The organism is Solwaraspora sp. WMMA2065 (assembly GCF_030345075.1).
GTDB lineage: Bacteria > Actinomycetota > Actinomycetes > Mycobacteriales > Micromonosporaceae > Micromonospora_E.
Window position 1 is genome coordinate 2,039,604 of record NZ_CP128361.1, and the last position, 19,735, is coordinate 2,059,338.

A 19,735-nucleotide genomic window follows, 5' to 3' on the forward strand; every position below is an offset into this window, starting at 1 on the left:
CGCGCGGCCCTCCCTAGAATTCGATCCGCTCACGGCGGGTGATCCGCAACTGCATCGCGGCGAGCAGCAGCGTGAAGATGGCCAGCGCGACACCGATCGCGCAGGCGTAGCCGAACTGGCCCTTGTTGAAGGCGGTGAAGTTGATGACCGACGCGAACACCTCACTGGCGTGGTCGGGGCCGCCCTGGTTGGGGGTCATCACGAAGACCAGCGCGTACATGTCCAGGGCGATGAAGCCGAGGTAGACCCAGGCGACCGAGATGCTGTCGCGCAGCAGCGGCAGGGTGATCCGCAGGAAGCTGGTCACCCGGCTGGCCCCGTCGAGCATCGCCGCCTCGAAGATGTCCTTCGGGATCGACTGCATGGCGGCGGAGAACAGCACCATGTAGAAGCCGACCCCGCCCCAGACGGCGATCAGCAGCAGCCACCACAGCACCGCCGGTACGCCGAGGAACGGCGTCGGGTCGGAGACGAACTTCAGCGGCTGCTCCGCGTCGACCAGACCGATCCTGATCAGGATGCCGTTGAGCAGCCCCTGGCTGTCGCCCCGGTAGATGGCGCCCCACATGATGGCGACCAGCACCAGGGACAGCACCTGCGGGAAGAAGAAGATCACCTTGTAGACGCCGGAGCCGCGGACGCCCCGCACGCCGGCCCTGTCCCCACGCCCGCCCACGTTGAGCAGGAAAGCAAGGAACAGGGCCAGCGCGATGGTGAACAACGGCAGGGTGACCAGGAAGAAGACGTTGTGCCAGAACGCCGTACGGATCAGCTCGTCGCCGAACATCTGGACGTAGTTGGCCAGCCCGACGAACTCCTGGGTGTCGGAGTAGCCGCCCCAGTTGGTCAGCGAGTAGCCGGCCGCCTGGGCGTACGGCCAGACGACGTAGAACACGTACAGCGCCACCGGCAGTGCCAGGAAGCCCGTCACGAACCGGGCCTTTCCGTGCTGCATCGTCAGGTCACCTTCTGCTCGGTCGGGTCAGCGGAGCGACGACTCAGGAGCGGGTGAACTTGTTCACCGCGTCGTCCGCCGCGATCTCGTCGGCCGCCTGCTGCAGGGTGTCCTGGAACTCCTTGGCGGTCATCCGACCGGCCATCAGCTCACCGATCGCGTTCTGCTCCACCTTGTCCAGGTCGGCGTACCAGTCGGGGTGACGAAACGACACCAGGTCGCCGGGGGCGTTGCTCATCAGCTCGTTGGCCGAGGTCAGCGCGGTGGAGGTGGTGACGTTGTCACCGGAGCCCTTCACCGAGGCGAGCGAGCTGGTCAGCTCGGCGAACTTGCCGGCGCCCTCCTTGGAGAGCATGGCCCGCAGGAACTCCATGCCGCCGGGGGCGTTGGCGGCCTTCTTCGGCACGATCCAGCCTTCGCCGGAGCCGGCCTGCACGGTGCCGTACGGGGCGGCGTCGGCAGCGCCGACACTCCACACCGGGGCGATCTTCATCTGGAAGCCGCTGGGGATGGTGGCCCGCATCTCGTTCTCCAGCCAGGTGCCGCAGGGCAGGAACGCCGCCTTGCCGTCCAGCCAGGCCTGCTGCGACTCGGTGTGGGTCAGGGTGTCGCTGCCGGTGAGGGTGTAGCCGTCGGCGACCATCTTCTCGACGGCGCTCATCGCGGCGGTGACCGCGTCGGTCTGCCAGGCACCTTCGGTCAGGTTGTCGATGTCGACGACCGCCTGCCGGCCACCGGCCAGCCAGATCCAGGTCATGATCGGCCAGCGCATGTAGTACGGGTACTTGCCGGCGAAGGCGAACGGCGCGACACCGGCCGCCTTGATCTTCGGGGCGAGGGTGAAGAACTCGTCGAAGCTGGTCGGCACCGCCCATCCGTTGCGGTCGAACAAGGCCTGGTCGAACCACAGACCGAACACCGTGTACGCGTAGTTGAGCTGGAAGAACTCGCCGTCGAACGTACCGTCGTCGACGGTGCCGGGCAGCAGCGTGTCGCGCACCTTGACGGCCGGGTCGTCCCAGCTCGGCGCGTCCAGCAGCGGGGTCAGCTCGGTCAGCGCGCCCTCGTTGATCAGGGTGTCGATCGCCATCAGGTCGGCGCCCGAGTTGTTGATCAGGTCGGCCGGGGTGGTGGAGAACTTCGGCTGCTGCTCGGTCTTGATCTTCTGGGTGGAGCTGAGGTTCACCGTGACGCTGTCGTGCTTGGCCACGAACAGCGTCTTGTCGAACTCGGGGTACTCGTCGCCGAGGCCGCCGTTGAACACGACGACGTCGACGCTGCTGTCGTCGGCGACACCGAACGGGTTGTCGGCGCTCTTGGCGCCGGTCTCCGTACCCGTGCCGGGGTCGCTGCCGGCACAGGCGGAGAGCAGGCCGGCCGCCGGGCCGGCCAGCAGCCCGGCGGCGGCCGCGCGGCGCAGCAGGGTCCGCCGGCGCACCGAGGCACCGGCGACGGCGGACGGGATCCGCACGGAATCGGGGTAAAGCGACATGATGCGTGCTCCTCAGCTGGGGGTTTCGGCGGGGCGGATCGTGCTCCGGTCGACGGCCTTGTGGCCGTCGACGGCTCGGGCGGTGCGGCGGAACGCCGCGTGCGCGCGGTCGTGGGTGCGCTGCGCGACGGCGACGTAGAGCAGGTCGAGGACGACGAGTTGCGGGTGGCGGGCGGAGAGCGCGTCCGGCCGGAAGGTGGTCGCCTGGGGGGCGGTGAGCAGGACGATGTCGGCCAGGTCGGCCAGGGTGGAGCGGGGGAAACTGGTCAGCGCGACGGTGGTCGCGCCGTGGCTGCCGGCCTCGGCGACCATCTCGATGGTCTCCCGGGTCTGGCCGGTGTGCGAGATGCCGAGTGCCACGTCGCCGTCGCGCATCAGCGCCGCGCTGGCCAGGCCGTTGTGCAGGTCGGTCCAGGCCCAGGCCGGTACGCCGATGCGGTGCAGACTGAACTGCATCTCCTCACCGACCAGGGCGCTGCCGCTGGCGCCGAAGATGTTGACCCGGCTGGCGGCGGCGACCGCGTCGGCGGCCTGCTCGACCTGGATGAGGTCGAGCAGGGCGGCGGTGTCGTGCATGGCCTGGGTGTCGGCGGCCATGATCTGGCCGAGCACCCGGTCGAGCGGGTCACCGGGCTGGATCTCCCGGCCGATGTCGACGGTCCAGCCGGCGGCGCGGGCCCGGCCGGTCTCGGCGGCGATGCCGAGCCGCAGGTCGGCGTAGCCGTCGAAGCCGAGTGCCCGGCAGAACCGGGTGACCGTCGCCGGCGACGTACCGCTGCGTTCGGCCAGCTCGACGATGGTGGCGCGGGCGGCTGCGGCCGGGTCGGTGAGCACCTGGTCGGCGACCCGGCGCAGCGCACCGGTGAACTCGGTGAGCCGGATCCGGGCGAGCACCGTGTCGGCCGGCCCCGGGGCGTCGACCACCGCGGTCCCCGCGGGGATCTCCACCTCGCTGTCAGCCATCGGCGCCAACCTTTCGGGAAGGACTGTTAACTGTTAGTGGTAAAAGTTCTTACTAACACCCCCTCCGTGTCAAGACCGTGGGTGAAGTTTTCAAACCGTTACCGGCTGGGAGCGCTACTACCTGGTCAAACCCCTCGATCACGATCAGGACCGCGGCATCGATGCCGCTATGCTCCGGCGGTGGCACACGCACGACTCCGCTTCGGCCAGTACGAGTTGGACCTGGAACACAGGCAACTACGCCACCGGGGCCAGCAGATCCTGTTGGAGCCGCGAGCCGTCGAGTTGCTGTGTCACCTCGCCGCTCACCGGGACCGGCTGGTCACCAGGCAGGAACTGCTGGACACGCTCTGGTCCGGCCAGCACGTCACCGAGTCCGTCTTCGCCTCGACCCTGCGCGCCGTCCGTCACTCGGTCCGCGAGACCGGCGGCCATCAGGAGGTCATCCGCACCGTCCACCGGCGCGGCTACCAGTTCGTCGCCGACGTCACCCCGGTCGCCGCCCCCAAGGACTACGACACGGTCCGGTTTTGCCAGACCAGGGACGGCGCCCGGCTCGCCTACACCGTCAGAGGCGCCGGTCCCCCGCTGATCTCCACCGCCAACTGGCTGACCCACCTCGGCCTGGACCGACGCGATCCGATGTGGATACACTGGTACCGGGACCTGATGCGCGACAGCCGGCGAGGGCTACGCTACGACGAGCGGGGCTGCGGGCTGTCCGACTGGTGCCCGCCGTCGGCCTCACCGCAGGTGTGGGTCGAGGACCTCGACACCGTCGCCGACGCCGCCGGATATGACACCTTCGCGATCATCGGTACGGCCCAGGCCGCCGCCACCGCGATCGCCTACGCGGCGCTGCGCCCGGACCGGGTCACCCGGATGGTCCTGATCAGCAGCCACGCCCGGGGCCGGCTGGCCCGCGCCCGCACCGAGCTGGACCGCCGGGTCGCCGACGTCGACCTGGACCTGGCCACGGTCGCCTGGCAGTCCGCCGACCCGAGCTTCCTGCGCGCCTACGCCGCCCAGTTCCTGCCCAACGCCACCCCGGCCGAGTTGGACGCGTACATCGCCTTCACCCGACGCACCACGTCACTGGAGAACCTGGTCCGCTTCTTCCAGATGATCACTACAATGGACGTGTTCCCGCTGGCGGGGCAGGTCCGCTGCCCCACGCTGATCCTGCACGCCCGCAACGACCCCCGGGTCCCCGCCTCGGACGCCACGGAACTCGCCGCGCTGATCGACGACAGCCGGTTGGTTCTGCTCGACAGCGCCAACCACCTGTTCACCGCGGCCGAACCCGCCTGGGCCGAGCTGATCCGCCACGTCGACGACTTCCTCGACGGCTGATCCTCACCCGCCCGACGCCCGGGCGGTACACGCCCGCTTCCAACCCGGCCAGCCGAGTCAGCAGAACGGCCGCCAGCCGTCCGCCCCGGTCCACCCTGGTGGCGGACCACATCCTCCGCCCGCTTACGGCAAACTCGATGGTGGACGCCGACCCGTGACGGCTCTGACGTGCGAGTTCGGCGGCTAACCCGGCCCGGTGTTTCATTTTGAAACATCGGCATGGGTGGTGTGTGTGTCGGATGAGAGGAAGGTGAAGCGATGCCGGTCACCGGACCGACTGTGGTGCGCCGTCAGCTGGGGCGACGGCTGCGCCGACTGCGGGAGGAGTCGTCCCGCACCGAGCAGGAGGTGGAGCGGGCGAAGGTCTGTTCGCGTACGACGTTGTGGCGCATCGAGAACGGCAAGTTCCCGGTCAAGATGAACACGGTACGGGGTCTGTGCTGGTTCTACGGTGCGGACCCGGAGACGACGGACGCGTTGACCCGGCTCGCCGCCGCGTGTGACGAGCACGGCTGGTGGGAGTCACACGGCGACGCCGTACCGGACTGGTTTCAGCTGTATGTCGGCCTCGAAGCCGCCGCCACCGAGATCCACAACTACAACCCGGAGTTGGTCCACGGTCTCTTGCAGACGCCGGACTACATGCGGGCGGTGTTCCGTGCCGCTGATCCGCAGGCGTCCGAGCGGCAGATCGAGCGGCTGGTGTCGCTGCGGCTGGACCGGCAGATTTCCTACTACGACCGCGAGGAACCGGCCCGGATCGTCGCCGTCCTCGGTGAGGGCGCCCTCGCCCGCGAGGTCGGCGGACCGGCGGTGATGGCCGAGCAGCGCGCCCACCTGGCCAGCGTGGGTCGACGGGTCCGGGTTGAGATCCGGGTTCTCCCCTGGTCCGCCGGCGCCCACGCCGCGTTCGCTGGTGCTTTCACGGTTCTCGACTTCGCCGACCCCGACGACCCGGACGTGGTCTACGTCGAGTCCCATATGGGCGCTCGATACCTGGAGCGTCCAGTAGAGCTGGCGGAGTACCGTCGAGTTTTCCGACTGATCCGCCAACAGTCGGTCCCGATCGAGGAGCACCTGCCATGAAGCCCGACACCCCCTGGTTCACCTCCAGCCGCAGCGCCGGCAACGGTGGCGAGTGCGTCGAGGCCCGCCGGCACGCCGGCCGCGCCGAGGTACGCGACAGCAAGGACCGCACCGGTCCCACCTTGACGTTCAGCACCGCCCAGTGGGGCACCTTCACCACCGCCCTACAGACCGGCACCCTCCCCCACTGACCCACCTCACGGCGGTGGGGGGCACCTCGGTACCCGAGGTGCCCCCCACCGCCGTGCCCCCGCCTCAACGAAGGACAGCCCCCGAGGGAGCTGCGACATCACCCCGGTGGTCGGCGGGCGTGTCCAGGTCCTCGCCGCCTCAATGAAGGGGCAGCTCCCGAGGGAGCTGCGACTGGGTCGAAGTTCTACCCCTTCTGACCTGCGGCGGAGCCACCGGTCCGCGAAGGGTCCGTCAACGGAGAGCTTCAGGATGCCCCCAGGGCCGCCTTCGTCCACTACAGAACAGGTATCAAGTAGGGGAAACAGGTCCGCGAAAGGGTCCGCGCTCACGGCCGTCACGACGGAGCCTTCGCGGCTGGGCTACGGAATCGCCAGTCCGTGGTCAACGATCGGCAGCCACCGCCGATCACATCGAGACCGGCTGGCGCTTCCACGGAGCGTACCGGGGTGGCCGGACCCGAAGGATTCCGTACCCTGGTTGATCATGCTCGGTCAGTGCGGCCAGCAGCCGCACGGTCGCCGCCAGACAGGTTCCCGCGCGACCCGACGTCACTACCGATCGACGCAGGGCCAGGACGACCCCCTCGACCGCCGTCAGCTGACCACGCTGCGGGGCGTCGCGCCAGTCCCGGGCGACGCTGAGCCGGGCCGCGACGTCGCGGACGGCCGTTCCCGGGTCGGGATACCGCTGCTGTACGGCCAGCGGCAGTGGGTCGATCATGGTGAGTGGGTCGCCGTCGTCGACCGGATCGGATGGTCTCCGATGGGCGGCGCAATCGGCAGCACCGCTGCCAGCCACGCGACGCCTTCGGCGACCGTGCGCGCCCCGCTGGCAGCCATCCGAATCGCCCTTCACATCAGGCTCATGATGACCTCATGCTATCGACCATAGTCAAGAAATTTGATCTTCAAAGCTGGCCGAGATCGACCTCGACGGAGAAGGGCGCGGTCAGCTTCACGAGGCCGGTAAAGATCTCGTCGTCGCGATAGCGGCCCGTTGCCGGGTCGAGCACGTACGTGTAAACGATGGGCGCGCCAGTGACTGCCTGTTCTACACGCCAGTAGAACTGAATACCAGCCTGTGCGCACTGACTTGCCTTGACGATCCGGTCGGTTGTCTCCGATCCGGGAGAGACCACCTCGACCACGAGAAGCACATGCTCGGGTCGGGTCGGCGTGACGTCGATGGTGTCCGCTCGGTAGACCGTCACATCCGGGCGGCGGTTGTTCAGCGGCACGTCCTGTAGCCGGAGATCAAAGTCAGTATCCGCGTTCCAATCAGGCCCTGCCGCGACGTCCAAAGCGTTCGCCATAAGCCTGGCGAGGCGGTTGTGCCGCTTGGAGGCGCTCGGACTCACGAGGACCATCCCATCCACGATCTCGATACCCGCGCACTGCTCTTCTGTCCACGTCGCGTATTGCTCGGCCGTGACCTGCTCATGCATCCAGTCCGGCGCGACCATTTCTACAGTCATACACACCTCCTGAATGACGATCGGCTACCAGCACCAAGATACCGTGGCTCCGGACAACTCACCGAACGACCGGTCAGGTCTGGGTGGGGAAGCCCAGGTTGACGCCGCCGTGGCGGGGGTCGAGCCAGCGGCTGGTCACCACCTTGCCCCGGGTGAAGAAGTGCACCCCGTCGCGGCCGTGGGCGTGGCTGTCGCCGAACAGCGACGACTTCCAGCCGCCGAACGAGTAGTACGCCATCGGCACCGGGATCGGCACGTTGATACCGACCATCCCGACCTCCACCTCGTGCTGGAAGCGCCGGGCGGCACCGCCGTCGTTGGTGAAGATCGCCGTACCGTTGCCGTAGGGGTTGGCGTTGACCAGCTGCAACGCGGCGTCGTACGAGTCGACCCGTAGCACCGACAGCACCGGGCCGAAGATCTCGTCGGTGTAGACCGACATCTGCGGCGTCAGCTGGTCCAGCAGGGTCGGGCCGAGCCAGAAACCGGCGGCGTCGCCGTCGACCGGCACGCCCCGGCCGTCGACGACGATCTTCGCTCCGTCTGCGGCACCGGCGGCCACGTACCCGGCGACCCGGTCCCGGTGCGCGGCGGTGATCAGCGGACCCATGTCGCAGCCGGGCCGGCGGCCGTCCCCGGTACGGATCTTGCCGAGCCGTTCGACGATCCGGGCCACCAGGTCGTCGCCGACCGGTTCCACCGCCACCAGGGCGGAGATCGCCATGCACCGCTCCCCCGCCGAGCCGAAGCCGGCGTTGACCGCCGCGTCGGCGGCCAGGTCGAGGTCGGCGTCGGGCAGCACCACCATGTGGTTCTTCGCCCCGCCGAGGGCCTGGACCCGTTTGCCGGCGGCGGTGCCCCGGGTGTAGACGTGCCGGGCCACCGGGGTGGAGCCGACGAACGACACCGCCCGTACGCCCGGATGGTCCAGCAACGCGTCGACGGCCTCACGGTCGCCGTGCACCACGTTGCAGACCCCGGGCGGCAGGCCCGCCTCGGTGAACCACTGCGCGAGCAGCACCGCCGCCGACGGGTCCTTCTCGGACGGTTTGACCACGACCGCGTTGCCGCAGGCGACGGCGATCGGCACGAACCACAGCGGCACCATCGCCGGGAAGTTGAACGGTGAGATGACCGCGACCACGCCGAGCGGCTGACGCAGACTGTACGAGTCGACCTCGGTGGAGACGTTCTCGCTGAAGCCGCCGGTCAGCAGCGATGGGATGCCGCAGGCGTACTCGACGACCTCCAGGCCGCGTTGCACCTCGCCGGCGGCGTCGGCGAGGACCTTGCCGTGTTCGGCGGTGATCACGGCGGCCAGTTCGTCGCGCCGGGCGTTGATGATCTCCCGGAAGGCGAACAGCACGCTGGTGCGCCGCGACAGCGACACGTCCCGCCAGTCGCGGGCGGCCCGCGCCGCGACCTGCACGACGTCGTCGACCTGCGCTGCCGTGGCGAACCCGACGGTGGCGGCGACCTGCCCGGTCGCCGGGTCGAACACCTCACCGTGCCGTCCGTCGCCGCCGGCTTCCCCAGTGGTACGGGCACCGTCGACGAAATGCGGGATCCGGTTCACGCCGCAGCTCCTTCCACAACCGAGGCCGACACCGACGCGATCGCGTCGACCAGGATCGCCAGCCCTTCCCGGGCCTCGTCGTCGGTGAGCGTCAACGGTGGGCCCATCCGCAGCACGTTGCCGTACAGGCCGCCCTTGCCGACCAGCAGGCCGCCCGCACGGCAGGCCTCGAACACCGCGGTGGTCGCCGCCGGGTCCGGGTCGCGGGTGCCGGGGCGGACGAACTCGACGGCCAGCATCAGGCCCTTGCCGCGCACCTCGCCGACGATCGGATGCGCGGCGGCCGCCCCGGTCAGCCCGGTACGCAGCAGCTCACCGGTGCGGGCGGCGTTGGTCTGCAGGTCATGGTCGCGCAGGTAGTCGAGGACGGCGACCCCGGCGGCCGTACTGACCGGGTTGCCGCCGAAGGTCGAGAACGAGATCGCCGGTACGGCGTCCATGACGTCGGCGCGGCCGACGACGCCGGCCAGGGCGAAGCCGTTGCCGATGCCCTTGGCGAAGGTGAGCAGGTCCGGCACGACGCCGTGCGCCTGGTAGCCCCAGAAGTGTTCGCCGGTGCGCCCCCAGCCGGTCTGCACCTCGTCGGAGATCAGCAGGATGCCGGACTCGTCGAGGACCTTCTTCCATTCGCCAAGCAGCCCGTCGGGGCCGTGCACGAAGCCGCCGACGCCCTGGATCGGTTCGGCGATCAGGCAGGCGACGTCACCGGCGGTCTGGGTGGCCAGCACCTCGCGCAGGTCCTCGACGGCGGCGTCGAGCTGGGCGTCGGGGCCGAGCCGGGCCAGCAGGCCGCGCAGCCGGTCACCGGAGTGCAGCCAGGCGACCTGCAGCGGGTTGAGTGCGCTCGCCGACCAGCTGCGGTGCCCGGTGATGCCCATCGTGGCGTACGACCGGCCGTGGTAGCTGTTGCGCACGGCCAGGATCTGATGCGACCGGCGGTAGTTTGTGGCGGCCAGCAGGGCCGCCTCGTTGGCTTCGGTGCCGGAGTTGGTGAAGAAGACCCGGGCGTCGGCGATGCCGGACAGCGCGGCGATCCGTTCGGCCAGCTCCACCTGGTGGCGGATCAGGTAGAGGGTGGAGGTGTGCACCACGCCGGTGGCGAGCTGACGCTGCACCGCTTCGCGGATCTCCGGAATGTCGTAGCCGATCATGTTGGTCAGCACGCCGCCGAAGAAATCGAGGTAGCTGCGGCCGTCGGCGGTGGTGACCCGTCGGCCGGAGCCGGCGACGATTTCCAGTGGTTCGGCGTAGTAGAGCGGCATCCAGTCGGGCATCACGGCCCGGTGCCGGGTGAGCAGGTCGTCGGCGGTCATCTGCGGCACCACGCTCCCTGGGTCGTCGATGGGAGCACCTTCCCACCGGGACCGGACAAGGAGCAACTGCCATCGTGTAGCGGCCGGCCCGGCTCGGCCTGACACTGCGTCGCCCGACGGCCCCGGACGGCCTGCGCGGGTTGTCAGTCGTCCGAGGTGGTCGCTCCCGTCTCCGCCCCCGCCTGCGCCTGCGGGTCGCCGGAGCGTTGCCGCGACGAGCGCACCCACAGCCACACACCGGTCAGGCCACTCGTCACCGCAGCGACGGCGACCACCGCCTCCACCACCAACGGGAAGTCGCTGAACGGGGACATCCGCTGCATCACCAGCCCGGCGAAGGCGACGGCGAACAGCAGACAGGCGATTACCCGGTCACGAATCATGCCGTCCTATATAGCACCCGACGCGAAATTCAGCCGGTCCGGCCCACCTGTTACCAGGGAATGCACCGGTTGGCTTCAGCCGTTGCGGGCCGCGGCCGCCAGGAACTCGGCCACCGCCCCGTCGGTCAGGTCGTCGCGCAGCAGCTCGTCGGCCAGCGCCGGACCGATGGTGAACGACGGCACGCCGGCCGCTGCCAGCCGTACCGGCGCGTGCCGCTGCCTCACCCGGCCGGATGAGGAGCGGGGACCGGGGCGGTGTCACACACGGCGGCGGCGAAGACTTCCGAGCGGTGTTCGAAGTTGCGGAAGTGTCCGTAGCTGGGCGCGGCCGGGGACAGCAGCACCACCCCGCCGTCGGGGGTCAGCTCGCGGGCCAGCGCGACCGCCGTCGGGAGGTCGTCGGCCCGTGCGGTCCGCACCCCGGGCAGCCCGGCCAGGGTGTCGAGGATCCGGGGACCGCTGTCCGGTACGCCGATCACCGTCAACTTACACTCGGCGAGGTGCTCGCGCAGCGGCGTGTAGTCCAGCCCTCGGTCGGTGCCGCCGACGATCACGGTCAACGGGCGGCCGGCGTACGCGTCGATCGCGTGCATCGCCGAGTACGGGCTGGTGGAGATGCTGTCGTCGACGAAGGTCAGCCCGGAGGGGTCGGCGATCTCGGCGAGCCGGTGCGGCAGGCCGGCGAAGCCGGCGACCGCGTCGGCGACCGCGTCCCGGTCGGCGACGCAGTCGACGCCGAGTGCTTCGAGCACCGCCAACGCCACGCAGAGGTTGCTCTCGTTGTGCCGGCCGGCCAGCGGCAGCACCGCTCGGGCGAACAGCGGCTCGGCCCGCCGGTGCAGGTACGGCCGACCGTCCGGGCCGGGTGCGACGTGGTAGCCGTCGGGCAGTCCGGCGGCGGTCGCCTCCTCGTTGAGCAGCCGCCGGGTCAGCCTCGGATCCGTACCGTTGTAAATGATCGTTTCCGGACCGTGCGCGATGATGTTGAGCTTGTCGGAGTAGTAGCGTTCCTCGCTGCCGTGCGAGTCCAGGTGCTCGGGGAACAGCGAGGTCAGCACGGCGGTCCGGGGCGAGTCGGTCAGGTCGCTGCACTGGTACGAGGAGAGCTCCAGCACGTACAGGTCGGCCTCGGGCATCGCCAGTAGCGGTACGCCGATGTTGCCGCCGAACGCGTTGCGCCGACCCAGCGCGGTCAGCAGGTGGCTGATCAGGCTGGACGTGGTGGACTTGCCCTTGCTGCCGGTGACACCGACGGTCCGGGCGGCGTGATCGGCCATCCACAGCGCGGTGCCGCCGGTGATCGGCACACCGCGTCGGCGCAGCTCGATCACCCACGGGTGGGTCTGCGGCACACCCGGTGAGCGGACCACGACGTCGGCGGCGGCCAGCCGGGCGAAGCCGTCCTCGCCGGTGAACAGCGGCGCGCTGCCGCTGTCCCAGTCCGCCGGGGCGGCCGTCGCGCTGTCGTCGACGGCGACCAGCGTCGCCGGGGACTGGGCGGTGATCGCGGTCACCGCGGCCCGTCCCTCGCGGCCGGTTCCCCACACCGCGACGGTACGGCCGCGCAGGTCAGCCAGGCGCACCGGTCATCTCCTCCACGAGCCAGCATGTCATCGGGCGCCGGGTCAGGGGCCCGAACCGGGACTAGTATGTCTGGTCGGTGATCAGTGAGGAGGCACGGGTGACCCGTGACGAGCTAGGACGATTCACCACGTTCACCTTTCCCACGCTGGAGTTCGACCCGGCGATCGGAGTAGCCGAGCTGGGCTACGCACTCACCGGCGACGACGGCGCGGAGCTGACCTTCGTCGAGCGGATCACCTTCCCGATGCCCGACGGCGCCCCGCCGCCGAGCGGACCCGGGTCGACGGTGCGCCGGGTCCTGGAGTTGCTGCACCTGGTCGCCGGGGTCAGCTACTACAAGGCGGCGGCACCGGCGCGGCTGGTGGTGCCGGCGCCGCTGGGGCCGGAGGCGGTCGCGCTGGTCACCGCCGTCTACACCAAGGGCCTGGCCGAGTACGCGTACCGCAACGCCCTGCCGCACGTGCTCGACCTCGCCCCGGTCGCGCCGGACGGGGTGCCGAGCGCGCCGACGCCGGTGGACACCGCCGACCGGCGGCCGTTGTCGGCGGTCGGCGGCGGCAAGGATTCGATCGTCACCCTGGAGGCGCTGCGCCGGGCGGGCTTCGATCCGGTGCCGTTCTCGGTCAACCCCAACCCGGTGATCGTCGCGGTCAACGCGGCCTCCGGGTTGCCGGCGCTGGCCGCCCGCCGGGCGTTGGACCCGCGGCTGTTCGACCTCAACGCGGCCGGGGCGTACAACGGCCACATCCCGGTGACCGCGATCAACTCGCTGATCGCGGTCGGTACGGCGGTCCTGCACGGCCTCGGCCCGGTGGTGATGTCCAACGAACGCTCCGCGTCCGACCCGAACCTGATCTGGAACGGACACGAGATCAACCATCAGTGGTCCAAGGGTGTCGAGGCCGAAGGGCTGCTGCGGGCCGCCCTGCAGGGCCACGCCGGGCTGACCGAGCCGTACTTCTCGCTGCTGCGGACCCTGTCCGAGCTGCACATCGCGAAGCTGTACGCCCGCTCGACCGGCTACGACCCGGTGGTGACCAGCTGCAACGCGGCGTTCAAGTTGCGGGACCGCAGTGAACGCTGGTGCGGGGCGTGCCCGAAGTGCCGGTTCGTGTTCCTGGCGTTCGCACCGTTCATGGCGCGTGACCGACTGGTCGGCATCTTCGGCGTCGACCTGCTCGCCGACCCGGCCCAGCTGGCCGGCTACCGGGAGCTGCTCGGCCTCGACGGGCACAAGCCGTTCGAGTGTGTCGGTGAGATCGAGGAGTCCCTCGTCGCGTTGCGGATGCTCGCCGGGTCGCCGCAGTGGCGCGACGCCCCGCTGGTACGGGAGCTGATGGCGGCGGTGCCGGAACAGGCCTGGCCGGCGGTCGACGCCTCCGACGTACTGCTGCCCGGTGGGCCGCACCACGTGCCGGCGGCGTACGCGAAGGTCCCCAGCGCGTTGGCCTGAGATCCGGTTCGGGGCGGAGCCGGACGTGCGATGGACAATCGCTCCCGGAACATGGTCCGGCACGTCAGTACACCTCCTGCGGCAGGCGGGGCGTTGAGCCGGTGTCCGCGGTCCCGTCACCGCCGGTCGCCCCGCCTTCGCCGGTGGCGACGTCGACCGCGTCGGCCACCTCCGGATGCAGCTGCCCGGCCTCCCGCATCGTTGGCCACAGGCCGGAGCGGGTGAGCAGATCCCGCACCGGTCCCCGGACGGTGGCCAGGTGCAGCGCCACGCCCCGGCTGGCCAGCCGCTCCCGGGCCTGGGCCAGGGCGTGCGCGCCGTCGGCGTCGGCGTCGCCGATCGCGCTGGCGTCGACCACCACCGCTCGTAGGGATGTGCGGGTCTCGGCCAGCGTCAGCAGCCGGTCGGCGAGGTACTGCGCGTTGGCGAAGTACAGTGGCCCGTCGATGCGCAGCACCACCACCTGCGGATCGGTGACCAAACCCTGATAGCGGGCCACGTTGCGGAAGGTCGCGGTGCCGGGCACCCGGCCCAGCTCGGCGGTGTGCGGGCGGGCCGAACGGCGCAGGAACACCGCGAGGCTGAACACCACCCCGGCGGCCAGGCCCGGTTCCACCCCGGCGACCAGGGTGACCGCGAAGGTCAGCGCCAGGGTCAGCCCGTCGACCCGCCGGATCCGCCAGGCAGTCCAGGCGCCCCGGTAGTCGACCAGCCCGAGCACGGCGACCACGACGATCGCCCCGAGCACCGCCTTGGGCAGGTGGTGGAAGGCCGGGGTGAGCAGCAGCGCGGTCAGCCCCACCACGACGGCGGTGACCACCGACGCGACCGGGGTGCGGGCCCCGGCGGAGAAGTTGACCGCGCTGCGGGAGAACCCGCCGGCCACCGGAAACGCGTGGAAGGCACCGGCGGCGGCGTTCGCCGCGCCGACCGCGACGAGTTCGGCGTTCGGGTCGACGTGCTGGCGGGACCGGGCGGCCAGCGACTTCGCCACCGCGATGCCCTCCATGTAGCCGACCAGGGCGATCGCGATCGCGGCCGGCAGCAGGGCCCGCAGGTCGGCCAGGGCGACCGCCGGCAGGTCCGGGATGGGCAGCCCGCTCGGCACGTCCCGCAGGATCGGTACGCCCCGCCCGCCGAGCGCCAGGACGGCGCTGACCGTCGTGACGGCGGCGACGACCAGCAGCGCGCCGGGCACCTTCGGGGCGTACCGGCGCAGCAGGACCAGCCCGGCGATGCTGGCCGCGGCGACCGCCACGGTCAGCGGATGGATCGTGGCGGCGCCGTGCCACAGGCTGGCCACGATGCCGGGCAGGTTCTCGGCGCGTTCGACGCGCATCCCGAGCAGGTCCTTGACCTGACTGGCGGCGATGACCAGCGCGGCGGCCGAGGTGAACCCGGACAGCACCGAGTGGGACAGGAAGTTCACCAGCGCGCCGAGGCGCAGCACCCCCATCAGGATCTGGATGGCGCCGACCAGCAGGGCCAGCAGGCCGGCGAGGGCGGCGTACCGCCCGGGGTCGCCGTCGGCGAGAGGGGCGAGCGCGGTGGCGGTCATCAGCGCGGTGATGGCGACCGGGCCGACGGCGAGCGAGCCGGAGGTGCCGAGCAGGGCGTACACCAGCACCGGCACGATCGCGGCGTACAGCCCGGTGACCGGTGGCATGCCGGCGAGGGCGGCGTACGCCATGCTCTGTGGCACCAGCATCACCGCGACGGTGAGGCCGGCGATCAGGTCGTGCCGCAGTGTGTGCCGGTCGTAGCCGCGCCGCCAGCCGAGGATGGGCAGGACCCGCGCCGGGCCGGTGCGCTCCTGGCGGGGGTACGCGGTGGCGGTCATCTCGCCGCGCCGGCCCGGCTGATCCGGGTCAGCGAGGCGTCGACGTCACATCCGGCGCCCTGGTTGTACGGCAGGCGGGCCAGCAGCATGCCCATCGCGCAGGTGTTGGTCAGCGCCGCGAAGGTCAGCCCGGCGCCGATGAGTCCGGCGACGTACCGGGCCGGTGGGTACCAGATGCTGGCCAGCACCGAGACCAGCACGATCCCGCCGGCGACCAGCCGCACCTGACGTTCCAGGCTCCACCGCTGGCGGCCCCGGTTCACCGGGGCACCGGCGGAGATCCAGGCGTTCATCCCGCCGTCGAGCACGGTCGCGCCGTCCAGGCCGGCGTCGGCGAGTTTCGCGCAGGCCTGGTTGGCCCGGTTGCCGGACTGGCAGATCAGCAGGATCCGCCCGCCGGCGTCGGCGACGATCCGGTTGAGGTGGGCGTCGACCTGGTCCAGTGGCAGGTTGATCGCCCCGTCGATGTGAGCGGTCTCGAACTCGGCCGGGGTACGCACATCGACGACCAGGGTGTCGGGGTTGCCGGCCAGCAGTGCGCGGGCGGCGGGCACCTGGATGCTCGGGTTGGTGGTGGGGGGCATGTCGTTCCTCCGTGCGGTGGTCGGGGTCGTGCGGTGGTGGTCAGGATTCGGTGGTCAGGTCGGCGACGCCGGCGCCGCTGAGTACGGCGGGCCGGTGGCCGGCGCGGACCAGCAGGCTGGCGGCGATGGCGGCCCGTCGGCCGCTGCCGCAGGCGACCAGGACCGGTCGCTGCGGGTCGAGCTCGGCGGGGATGCCGTCGGTGACCAGGTCGGCGAGGAAGCGCTCGACCGCCCCCGGCCAGCTGGCCTGGGCCCGCTCGTTGGGCATCCGTACGTCGAGCAGTTGCGCGTCGGGCTGGGCCAGGCGCTGGCGGAAGTTGTCCAGGTCGAGCAGTTCGTAGCCGGGGCCGAGCTGGTCGGCGGGGGCCGGCCGGTGGACGCCCTGGACGGTGTCGAGACCGATGCGGGCCAGTTGGACGACGGCTTCGGTGACGTCCTGGTCGGGTTCGGCGACCAGCACGACGGGTGCGCCGTACGGCAGCAGCCAGCCGGCCCAGCTGCCGAAGTCGTCGGTGAGCTCGATGCCGACGGAGCCGGGCAGCAGGCCGGCGGCCCGGGCGGGCCGGGGCCGGATGTCCAGCAACTGGGTGTCGTCGGTGGTCGGCAGATCGGCGGCGGTGATCTCCGGGATCTCGACGGCCGGCATCGGCTCGCCGCCGCGCAGATTGGCCGGGCCCATGTACTGGTAGAAGGCCGGGATCGGCATCGGCTCGGCGAGCAGCCGGTCGGCGAACGTCTCCGGGTCGCCGATGCCGAGCAGCGGGTTGGTGTCGACCTCGTCGCCGATGGTGGAGGTGAACCGGCCGGCGCCGGTGGCGGTGCAGAATGAACCTTCACCGTGGGTCGGGTAGAGCTCGACGGCCCGGGGCAGACCGGCGAGGCGGTGCAGCGAGCCGTGTTGCAGCCGGGCCAGGGTGCGGGCCCGCTCGGGGCCGAGCAGATCGGGTCGGCCGGCGGAGGCGACGAGCAGGCTACCGCCGGAGAAGACGGCGACCGGCTCGCCGTCGATCAGCACCAGGTAGCTGGTGTGTTCCGGGGTGTGACCGGGGGTGTGGACGGGGCGCAGGGTGAGGTTGTCGGCCTTGATGTCCTCGAGGTGGAAGGCGGGGGTGTGCCGGTAGGTCGGTGCCGCGCCGGCCGGGAGGACCAGTTCGGCGCCGGTCCGTCGGGCGATCTGCGGTCCGCCGGAGACGTAGTCGTTGTGCAGGTGGGTCTCCAGGACGAACCGCAGGTCGACGTCACGTTCGGCGGCGGCGTCGAGGAAGCGGTCGATGTCGCGCTGCGGGTCGACGAGCACCCCCTTGCCCTCGTGGACCAGCAGGTAGGACTGGTCGCCGAGGCCGGGGGTACGGAATGAGATGAGTTCCACGGGTGCTCCTCCGCTCTCGCGTATACCCCTGGGGGTATCTACAGACCCAGTATGTTCGAATGAACGGACATCTGCAAGTGATACCCCCGGGTGTATCGTGTAAACCCAGCTGGGCAGGCCCGAAGCACCAGCGGGAGACCCCGAACCAGGAGGAACTCGCCATGCAGGTCGAGGAGAACACCACGGCGGACGTGGTGAAGCGGCTACGGCGGGCCGAAGGCCAGATCCGCGGCATCATCGCGATGCTGGAGTCCGGCCGGGACTGCGCCGAGGTGGTCACCCAGCTCGCCGCCGTCTCCCGGGCGCTCGACCGGGCCGGCTTCAAGGTCATCGCCAGTGGACTCGAACAGTGCATGGGCCCCGACGCCGACGTCACCGAGCGCAAGGCCAACCTGGAGCAGATGGAGAAGCTGTTCCTCTCCCTGGCCTGACACCGGAGCCCGACGGACCGGCCTGACGCCGGAGCCCGACGATCGCCGGAGCCCGACGATCGCCGGGGCCCGGTGGGTCGCCGGGCCCCGGGCAGGTCGCCGGGTCAGCCCCGGTCCGGCCGGGTGGCCAGGTACCAGTCGGTCAGCTTGACCGTGTCGTCGGTCAGCCGCGCGTCCAGGTCGGCCTCGGTACGCGGCGCACCGAGCACCACGTCGTCACCGGATCGCCAGTTCGCCGGGCAGGACACCCCGTCGCGATCCGCGGTCTGCAGCGCGTCGATCAGCCGCAGGATCTCCGGAATCATCCGGCCGGCGTTCATCGGGTAGTACAGCACCGCCCGGACGATCTGCTCGGCGTCGATGACGAACACGGCCCGTACCGCCGCCGTGCCGGACGTGTTCGGGTGCAGCATCCCGTACGCGTGCGACACCGCCATGTCCAGGTCGGCGATGATCGGGAACGGGATCCGCACGCCGAGCTTGTCGTGGATCGACCGGGTCCAGGCCAGGTGGCTGAAGACCGAGTCCACCGAGTTGCCCAGCAGCGCCACGTCGCGGGCGGCGAACTCGTCGGCCAGTTCGGCGAAGCCGACGAACTCGGTGGTGCAGACCGGGGTGAAGTCGGCCGGGTGGCTGAACAGCACCAGCCAGCGGCCGGCGTAGTCGGCCAGCCGGACCGGGCCGTGGGTGCTCTCCGCCGCGAAGTCGGGTGCCCGGTCACCGATCAGCGGCAGCCGCGCAGCCGGGGTGGCAGTCTCGCTCATGGTTGTCGATACTCCTCAACTGGTAGGTGGGGATGGTCGCAGGCTCAGGCGGCGCCGACGGCCTGCCGGGCGGCGAACTCCGCCGGGCTCAGCGGCGTGGGTGCGGCGGTGACGTCGAACAGGGCGTGGTCGCGGCGGTTGAGCACCGCGTCGTAGCCGAAGTACGCCGGGGCGGCCGGCTGGCCGGCGGTGACGATCGCCAGGAACTGTTCGGTGTCCATCGGGGCGCAGGCGTAGTTGGTGGCCCGCTGCTCGCCGATGGTCGACGAGCGTTCCGTGGACAGGTTCTTGCCGCAGGCCGATCCGGCGCCGTGGGCCGGGAAGACCCGCACCGGGTCGGGCAGCGCCATCAGCTTGTGCTGCACGCTGTCGTAGAGCATCCGGCCGAGTTCGTCGGCGGTGACGCCGAGCGAGGCGAGCAGGTCCGGCCGGCCGACGTCGCCGATGAACAGTGCGTCGCCGGTGAGTACGCCGTACGCGACCGGGTCGTCGGCGTGCTCGTAGACCAGGATGCTGATCGACTCCGGGGTGTGCCCGGGGGTCTCCATGATCTCCAGGGTCACGTCGCCGAGGCTGATCCGTTCCCCGTCGGCCAGCTTGCGGATCGGGTAGTCGGCCTCGGCCCGCCGGCCGTAGCCGATCCACACGCCGGTGCGCGCGGCCAGTTCGAGGTGGCCGGCGATGAAGTCGGCGTGGAAGTGGGTGTTGACGACACCTTCGATGGTGAGGCCGTGCGCCTGCGCGTCGGCCAGGTACTCGGTCACGTCGCGGCGCGGGTCGACCACGACGGCGCGCTTCGTGGTCTCGTCGGCGATCAGATAGGACGCCTGGGACAGGCAGTCCAGGTAGTACTGGGCGAAGAACATGCCCGGGACCTCCTTCGGCGGGTGGTTCGTGGCTGCCGGATTCAGATCCCAACATAC

19 protein-coding genes and 1 pseudogene are annotated in these 19,735 nt (G+C 70.7%); 5 read left to right on the plus strand and 15 right to left on the minus strand.

What is annotated here, in order from left to right:
- Positions 1 to 13: 13 nt before the first annotated feature.
- Genes O7610_RS09190 through O7610_RS09200 form a run of 3 tightly spaced genes read right to left on the minus strand, consistent with a single transcriptional unit; the run spans position 14 to position 3,410 of the window.
- Complete coding sequence (locus O7610_RS09190; protein WP_281555341.1) at positions 14 to 955, minus strand: carbohydrate ABC transporter permease; 942 nt, start codon at positions 953 to 955, stop codon at positions 14 to 16.
- Between the two features lie 43 nt (positions 956 to 998).
- On the minus strand, positions 999 to 2,447 hold the full coding sequence (gene ngcE, locus O7610_RS09195) for an N-acetylglucosamine/diacetylchitobiose ABC transporter substrate-binding protein (protein ID WP_289213059.1): 1,449 nt from the start codon (positions 2,445 to 2,447) through the stop codon (positions 999 to 1,001).
- A gap of 12 nt (positions 2,448 to 2,459) precedes the next feature.
- Positions 2,460 to 3,410 carry a MurR/RpiR family transcriptional regulator gene (locus O7610_RS09200; protein WP_282231169.1) on the minus strand — a complete coding sequence of 317 codons (951 nt, stop codon included), beginning with the start codon at positions 3,408 to 3,410 and terminating at the stop codon, positions 2,460 to 2,462.
- 180 nt (positions 3,411 to 3,590) lie between these two features.
- Here O7610_RS09200 and O7610_RS09205 point away from each other — a divergent pair, with 180 nt between their 5' ends.
- From O7610_RS09205 to O7610_RS09215, 3 genes are all read left to right on the plus strand, one after another.
- Positions 3,591 to 4,763 (plus strand): alpha/beta hydrolase, encoded by a 1,173-nt coding sequence (locus O7610_RS09205; protein ID WP_281555344.1) that lies wholly within the window; start codon positions 3,591 to 3,593, stop codon positions 4,761 to 4,763.
- 258 nt (positions 4,764 to 5,021) lie between these two features.
- Positions 5,022 to 5,849 (plus strand): DUF5753 domain-containing protein, encoded by an 828-nt coding sequence (locus O7610_RS09210; RefSeq protein ID WP_289213060.1) that lies wholly within the window; start codon positions 5,022 to 5,024, stop codon positions 5,847 to 5,849.
- Entirely contained in the window at positions 5,846 to 6,040 is a 195-nt protein-coding gene (locus O7610_RS09215; protein ID WP_289213061.1) for a DUF397 domain-containing protein, read from the plus strand. Before O7610_RS09210 ends, O7610_RS09215 begins: the two co-directional genes overlap by 4 nt.
- A gap of 406 nt (positions 6,041 to 6,446) precedes the next feature.
- On the opposite strand, the gene O7610_RS09220 is transcribed toward O7610_RS09215, so the two are convergent.
- The 7 genes from O7610_RS09220 to murD all read right to left on the minus strand — a co-directional run bounded on the left by O7610_RS09220 (position 6,447) and on the right by murD (position 12,370).
- On the minus strand, positions 6,447 to 6,761 hold the full coding sequence (locus O7610_RS09220) for a hypothetical protein (protein WP_281555347.1): 315 nt from the start codon (positions 6,759 to 6,761) through the stop codon (positions 6,447 to 6,449).
- A gap of 187 nt (positions 6,762 to 6,948) precedes the next feature.
- Positions 6,949 to 7,515 (minus strand): Uma2 family endonuclease, encoded by a 567-nt coding sequence (locus O7610_RS09225; protein ID WP_289213062.1) that lies wholly within the window; start codon positions 7,513 to 7,515, stop codon positions 6,949 to 6,951.
- Between the two features lie 73 nt (positions 7,516 to 7,588).
- Entirely contained in the window at positions 7,589 to 9,091 is a 1,503-nt protein-coding gene (locus O7610_RS09230; protein ID WP_289213063.1) for a CoA-acylating methylmalonate-semialdehyde dehydrogenase, read from the minus strand.
- Positions 9,088 to 10,404 (minus strand): aspartate aminotransferase family protein, encoded by a 1,317-nt coding sequence (locus tag O7610_RS09235; protein WP_289213064.1) that lies wholly within the window; start codon positions 10,402 to 10,404, stop codon positions 9,088 to 9,090. Before O7610_RS09235 ends, O7610_RS09230 begins: the two co-directional genes overlap by 4 nt.
- 143 nt (positions 10,405 to 10,547) lie before the next feature.
- Positions 10,548 to 10,787 carry a hypothetical protein gene (locus O7610_RS09240; protein ID WP_289213065.1) on the minus strand — a complete coding sequence of 80 codons (240 nt, stop codon included), beginning with the start codon at positions 10,785 to 10,787 and terminating at the stop codon, positions 10,548 to 10,550.
- Positions 10,788 to 10,862: 75 nt separating this feature from the next.
- Complete coding sequence (locus tag O7610_RS09245) at positions 10,863 to 11,012, minus strand: hypothetical protein (RefSeq protein WP_281555352.1); 150 nt, start codon at positions 11,010 to 11,012, stop codon at positions 10,863 to 10,865.
- Positions 11,009 to 12,370 carry a UDP-N-acetylmuramoyl-L-alanine--D-glutamate ligase gene (gene murD, locus O7610_RS09250; protein WP_289213066.1) on the minus strand — a complete coding sequence of 454 codons (1,362 nt, stop codon included), beginning with the start codon at positions 12,368 to 12,370 and terminating at the stop codon, positions 11,009 to 11,011. The genes O7610_RS09245 and murD overlap by 4 nt, the downstream gene beginning before the upstream one ends.
- A gap of 98 nt (positions 12,371 to 12,468) precedes the next feature.
- On the opposite strand from murD, the gene O7610_RS09255 reads away from it, so the two are divergent.
- Positions 12,469 to 13,824 carry a MurL-like N-terminal domain-containing gene (locus O7610_RS09255; RefSeq protein ID WP_289213067.1) on the plus strand — a complete coding sequence of 452 codons (1,356 nt, stop codon included), beginning with the start codon at positions 12,469 to 12,471 and terminating at the stop codon, positions 13,822 to 13,824.
- A 64-nt stretch (positions 13,825 to 13,888) separates the two neighbouring features.
- Here the strand turns inward: O7610_RS09255 and O7610_RS09260 are convergent, their stop codons facing one another.
- From O7610_RS09260 to O7610_RS09270, 3 genes are read right to left on the minus strand one after another with little or no spacing between them, the layout of a single operon-like run.
- The gene (locus O7610_RS09260) at positions 13,889 to 15,664 is read right to left on the minus strand and encodes a SulP family inorganic anion transporter (RefSeq protein ID WP_289213068.1); all 1,776 of its coding nucleotides are present in this window, start codon (positions 15,662 to 15,664) and stop codon (positions 13,889 to 13,891) included.
- Complete coding sequence (locus tag O7610_RS09265) at positions 15,661 to 16,248, minus strand: rhodanese-like domain-containing protein (RefSeq protein WP_281555356.1); 588 nt, start codon at positions 16,246 to 16,248, stop codon at positions 15,661 to 15,663. Before O7610_RS09265 ends, O7610_RS09260 begins: the two co-directional genes overlap by 4 nt.
- 40 nt (positions 16,249 to 16,288) lie before the next feature.
- Complete coding sequence (locus O7610_RS09270) at positions 16,289 to 17,617, minus strand: MBL fold metallo-hydrolase (protein WP_289213069.1); 1,329 nt, start codon at positions 17,615 to 17,617, stop codon at positions 16,289 to 16,291.
- A gap of 161 nt (positions 17,618 to 17,778) precedes the next feature.
- Between O7610_RS09270 and O7610_RS09275 the strand changes: the two genes are divergently transcribed.
- Positions 17,779 to 18,048, plus strand: a complete 270-nt coding sequence (locus tag O7610_RS09275) for a metal-sensitive transcriptional regulator (RefSeq protein WP_281555358.1) — start codon at positions 17,779 to 17,781, stop codon at positions 18,046 to 18,048.
- A 104-nt stretch (positions 18,049 to 18,152) separates the two neighbouring features.
- On the opposite strand, the gene O7610_RS09280 is transcribed toward O7610_RS09275, so the two are convergent.
- Positions 18,153 to 18,812 (minus strand): peroxiredoxin, encoded by a 660-nt coding sequence (locus O7610_RS09280; RefSeq protein WP_281555359.1) that lies wholly within the window; start codon positions 18,810 to 18,812, stop codon positions 18,153 to 18,155.
- Positions 18,813 to 18,862: 50 nt separating this feature from the next.
- Positions 18,863 to 19,678 (minus strand): annotated as a pseudogene (locus tag O7610_RS09285) (MBL fold metallo-hydrolase); the annotation flags it as partial.
- Positions 19,679 to 19,735: the final 57 nt, after the last annotated feature.

What these genes read in the sequence shown, in the direction of transcription:
- O7610_RS09190 (WP_281555341.1), bottom strand. Translation starts at nt 955, where the DNA reads ATGCAGCACGGAAAGGCCCGGTTCGTGACGGGCTTCCTGGCACTGCCG.
- O7610_RS09260 (WP_289213068.1), bottom strand. Translation starts at nt 15,664, where the DNA reads ATGACCGCCACCGCGTACCCCCGCCAGGAGCGCACCGGCCCGGCGCGG.
- O7610_RS09235 (WP_289213064.1), bottom strand. Translation starts at nt 10,404, where the DNA reads ATGACCGCCGACGACCTGCTCACCCGGCACCGGGCCGTGATGCCCGAC.
- O7610_RS09210 (WP_289213060.1), top strand. Translation starts at nt 5,022, where the DNA reads ATGCCGGTCACCGGACCGACTGTGGTGCGCCGTCAGCTGGGGCGACGG.
- O7610_RS09280 (WP_281555359.1), bottom strand. Translation starts at nt 18,812, where the DNA reads ATGAGCGAGACTGCCACCCCGGCTGCGCGGCTGCCGCTGATCGGTGAC.
- O7610_RS09225 (WP_289213062.1), bottom strand. Translation starts at nt 7,515, where the DNA reads ATGACTGTAGAAATGGTCGCGCCGGACTGGATGCATGAGCAGGTCACG.
- ngcE (WP_289213059.1), bottom strand. Translation starts at nt 2,447, where the DNA reads ATGTCGCTTTACCCCGATTCCGTGCGGATCCCGTCCGCCGTCGCCGGT.
- O7610_RS09220 (WP_281555347.1), bottom strand. Translation starts at nt 6,761, where the DNA reads ATGATCGACCCACTGCCGCTGGCCGTACAGCAGCGGTATCCCGACCCG.
- O7610_RS09265 (WP_281555356.1), bottom strand. Translation starts at nt 16,248, where the DNA reads ATGCCCCCCACCACCAACCCGAGCATCCAGGTGCCCGCCGCCCGCGCA.
- O7610_RS09240 (WP_289213065.1), bottom strand. Translation starts at nt 10,787, where the DNA reads ATGATTCGTGACCGGGTAATCGCCTGTCTGCTGTTCGCCGTCGCCTTC.
- O7610_RS09200 (WP_282231169.1), bottom strand. Translation starts at nt 3,410, where the DNA reads ATGGCTGACAGCGAGGTGGAGATCCCCGCGGGGACCGCGGTGGTCGAC.
- O7610_RS09275 (WP_281555358.1), top strand. Translation starts at nt 17,779, where the DNA reads ATGCAGGTCGAGGAGAACACCACGGCGGACGTGGTGAAGCGGCTACGG.
- O7610_RS09215 (WP_289213061.1), top strand. Translation starts at nt 5,846, where the DNA reads ATGAAGCCCGACACCCCCTGGTTCACCTCCAGCCGCAGCGCCGGCAAC.